Genomic DNA, 3,896 nt, shown 5'->3' on the forward strand with positions numbered 1-3,896 from the left:
GGCTGGTGGTCCCGGGAGGGACCGTCGGGGGCGGTGCCGACGACGGGGGTCGGTCAACCGGCGCCGCCGACGGTGCCGGTGACCGCCGGCACCAATGCCCGGGGCCTGCCAATGCGGGTACCGATGGCGCAACTGAGTTCGGTGAGCCAGCCGGCCCGCCCGGAGCAGCAGCGGCCGGTCCGGCACGACCCCGACCCGGATGCGGTCGGCGGCATGTTGTCGAAGTTGTACAGCGGTGTGCGGCGGGCCGAGGCCGAGGAGACCATGCAGATTCCCGTGCAACCGTCCGGCGTATGGAACGAAGGGGGACCAAGGTGACCACCTTGTCGCAGCAGGCTCGGGATCTGAGCTGGCTGGTCAGCGCATTCGCGGATCGGGTGCCGGGAGTGGCACACGCGATCGTGGTGTCCTCCGACGGGCTGCTGGTGGCGATATCGGACAATCTGCCTCGGGATCACGCCGACAAGCTTTCCGCCGTCACCTCGGGTCTGATGAGCATCACCGCTGGTGCCGCGCAGATGTTCGACGGTGACGTGGTCAAGCAGACCGTCGTCGAGATGGGTCGGGGCTACTTCCTGGTGATGCAGGTCCGCGACGGGTCGATCCTGGCCACCCTCGCCGCGGCGGACGCCGACATCGGTGTGGTGGGCTACGAGATGGCGCGGCTGGCCAAGCAGGCCGGGGACATGCTGACCCCGGCGTTGCGCGCCGAGTTGCAGCAGGCCCTGCCGCGCTGACCTGGGCTGGCCGGGGGATCTGACGTCCCGGAGTGCGGTGCCCTCGGCCTACCGCAGACCGAGGGCACCGGGGGTGCCGCGTCGGGAGGCGAGCCACCAGGCGAGGGTGGCGGCGACGGCGATGATCCCGCTGAACACGAACGGTGCCTCGATGCCGGCGCCGGTGGCCAGCGCGCCGCCGGCCAGTGCGCCCAGCGCGGTGCAGCTGTAGGTGACCATGCGGGAGGCGGCGATCACCCGGCCGAGGAGGCCGCCGGGCACGAGTCGTTGCCGTACGGACAGGGCGGCCACGTTGAGCACCGCGAACGCCGCGCTGGTGGTGACCACCACGACCACGGCGGCGGCGCGGTGGGGGGTGACGGCCAGCAGTACCGGGACGCCGGCGGTGACGGCCATCGACCAGGTGAGTACGTGTCGGTGGCGGAACCGGGCGACCAGCCGGTCGGCGGCGAACGAGCCGATCAGGCCCCCTGCGGCGCCGGTGGCCAGCAGCAGGCCGAAGCCGAACGCGCCGAGGCCGAGGGCGTCGCGGGCGTAGAGCACGAAGATCGCGAACCAGGCGGTGTCGGCGGCGGCCACGGCGGCCGTGACCAGCACCAGGGTGCGCAGCATCGGCTGGCGGATCAGCCACCGCAGGCCGGCCAGGATGCCGTCGCCCTCGGAGTTCGACGTCTCGTCGGTGGTGGGCGCGCTGGTGGCGCGGTGGGCCAGGGTCAGCGGCAGGGAGAGCATGAGCATCACGGCCAGGGCGAGGGTGGCGCCGTTGACGGCGAAGGGGATGGCCGCGCCGACGACGAACAGCATCGCGCCCACCGGGGGACCGACGAACTCGTTGCCGACGATCTCCCCGGCCACGAGCCGGCCGTTGGCCTTCTCCAGGTGGGCGTCGGCGACGAGCCGGGGTACGGCGGTCTGGGCGGTGGTGTCGCGGAGGGTCTCGCCGATGCCGAGCAGGAACGCGGCGGCGACGACCAGGGCGATGGTGGCCCAGCCCAGGGCCACTGCGGTGGCGAGCGTGGCCAGCACGACGACCCGGGCGGTGTCGGCGGCGGCGAGCAGGGTGCGGGGGCTGCGGCGGTCGGCGAGGGCGCCGGCGAGCAGCCCGGAGACGAGCCAGGGCAGGAACTGGGCGGCGGCGACGGCGGCGACGGCCAGCGGGTCGTCGGTGAGCGCCGCGGCGAGTAGCGGGAACGCGGCGACGCGGATGCCGTCACCCAGGTTGGCCAGGGCGGCGGCGCTCCAGAACGTCCAGAACGGCCGCCCTAACGAGGCGCGATCGATCATGCGGCCGACCCTAGTACAGGGCCGGCGGCGGACGTGGTCCCGCGTCGCTGCCGCAACCCCGTTCAGGGCGATCGTGTCGGTCAGGCCCGGTAGTGGGTGGCCGGGAGTCCCGCCGGGCAAAGCGGCGGCGCGCCGTGACTGAGGGAACAGGGTGTTTGCGGACCGCAGAATAGCCTGATCGCCCGGCCGGAGGCGGCCTATGGATGGTGTCTGTGCCCTTTCGAGCTGAACCGCTTATGCCATCAGCGATGGGCGGCACGGGGGTCGACCCCGGACAGTGACCCGTCTGCGCTATCAGCTCGACAGCCCTCGCTCCACGCATCCGAAGGTACGACGGCAGCGTAGGAGAACGTCCACGCTGGTGTATTGCGCAGACCGTGGGCGGTGGATGCGCGGACGGCCTGGTCCCGGCCGGTCCCAGCGCCAGGCGGGCTGCGTGTGAGGAGGGGTCCCCTGCTATGCACGAGGCGTTAGCAGGGGACCCCTGCTTACACCTCAGAGGGCGTTGTCGGCGATGACCTGGCGGTACCAGTGGGCGCTGCGCTTGAGCACGCGGCGTTGGGTGGCGTAGTCGACGTAGATCAGGCCCCAGCGCTGGTCGTAGCCCTCGGCCCACTCGAAGTTGTCGAGCAGCGACCAGACGTGGAAGCTCTCCAGCGGCACGCCGTCGGTGACGGCGCGGTGGGCGGCGGCGAGGTGGTCGCGCAGGAAGGTGACCCGGCCGGTGTCCTCGACGGTGCCGTCGGCGGCGAGTACGTCGGGGGTGGGTAGGCCGTTCTCGGTCACGGTGAGCGGGATGGGGCCGTAGTCGCGAGTGACCCGGGTCAGGATGTCGTACATGCCGTCGGGGTAGATCTGCTGCCACTCCGCCTCGGAGGTGGGCCAGCGGCTGACGGTGCCGCCGTTGGCGGTGACGTAGATCGGGGTGTAGTACTGCACGGCGAGCAGGTCGATGGGGGAGGAGATGATCTCCAGGTCGCCGTCGCGGATGCCGCGCACCATGCGGCTGTCCGGTCCGAGGTCGGCCAGGACGTCCTCGGGGTAGCTGCCCTTGAGGGCGGAGTCGAGGTAGAGGCGGTTCTCGTAGCCGTCGTAGAGGCGGGCGGCCTCGGCGGCGGCGGGGGAGTCGTCGGCGGGGTAGCAGGGGTGCAGGTTGAAGGCCGGGCCGATGCGGCCGGCGCCGCTGGTGTCGCGCAGTGCGCGGACGGCGAGGCCGTGGGCCAGCTGCAGGTGGTGGGCGACCAGGTAGGCGGCGTCGGGGTCGCGCAGGCCGGGGGCGTGGTGGCCGGAGAGGTAGCCGTTCTGCACCACGGTCTTGGGTTCGTTGATGGTCAGCCAGACCGGGACGCGGTCGCCGAGGGCGTCGAAGAGGATGGCGGCGTAGTCGGCGAAGCGCTGGGCGACGTCGCGGGACTCCCATCCGCCGGTGTTCTGCAGGGCCTGGGGCAGGTCCCAGTGGAACAGGGTGGCCATCGGGGAGATGCCCCGCTCGTGCAGGCCGTCGACGAGGCGGCGGTAGAAGTCGAGGCCGCGTTGGTTGGCGGGGCCGGTGCCGTCGGGCTGGATGCGCGGCCAGGAGATGGAGAACCGGTAGCTGCGCAGCCCCAGGTCGCGCATCAGATCGAGGTCGTCGGCGTAGCGGTGGTAGTGGTCGGCGGCGACGTCTCCGGTGTCGCCGTTGCGGATGCGTCCGGGTGCGTGGCTGAAGGTGTCCCAGACCGATTCGCCGCGGCCGTCTTCCTTGACGGCGCCTTCGATCTGGTACGCGGAGGTGGCCGCGCCCCAGCCGAAGTTCTGGGGGAAGGGCAGCCGGACGGCGGGGCTGGTCTCCGGCGCGGTGCGGTCGGTGTCGCCGGGCTGGCAGCCGGCGAGGGT

Annotated in this window: 3 protein-coding genes and 1 pseudogene; 2 read left to right on the top strand and 2 right to left on the bottom strand. The window is 72.2% G+C overall.

Translation table 11 applies throughout. The features are described 5' to 3' along the window. Nucleotides 1-318: pseudogene (locus tag EYA84_RS28310) on the top strand (ATP-binding protein); the annotation flags it as partial. Nucleotides 319-323: 5 nt separating this feature from the next. Beyond that, on the top strand, nucleotides 324-737 hold the full coding sequence (locus tag EYA84_RS28315) for a roadblock/LC7 domain-containing protein (RefSeq protein ID WP_201272506.1): 414 nt from the start codon (nucleotides 324-326) through the stop codon (nucleotides 735-737). A gap of 48 nt (nucleotides 738-785) precedes the next feature. Here EYA84_RS28315 and EYA84_RS28320 read toward each other — a convergent pair whose 3' ends face one another. Continuing rightward, nucleotides 786-2,021 (bottom strand): MFS transporter, encoded by a 1,236-nt coding sequence (locus tag EYA84_RS28320; protein WP_131056979.1) that lies wholly within the window; start codon nucleotides 2,019-2,021, stop codon nucleotides 786-788. A 495-nt stretch (nucleotides 2,022-2,516) separates the two neighbouring features. Then, nucleotides 2,517-3,830, bottom strand: coding sequence for a GH1 family beta-glucosidase (locus EYA84_RS28325; protein WP_131056981.1), 1,314 nt, complete (start codon nucleotides 3,828-3,830; stop codon nucleotides 2,517-2,519). Nucleotides 3,831-3,896 lie beyond the last annotated feature (66 nt).

The organism is Verrucosispora sp. SN26_14.1 (assembly GCF_004307965.1).
Taxonomy (GTDB): Bacteria; Actinomycetota; Actinomycetes; order Mycobacteriales; family Micromonosporaceae; genus Micromonospora.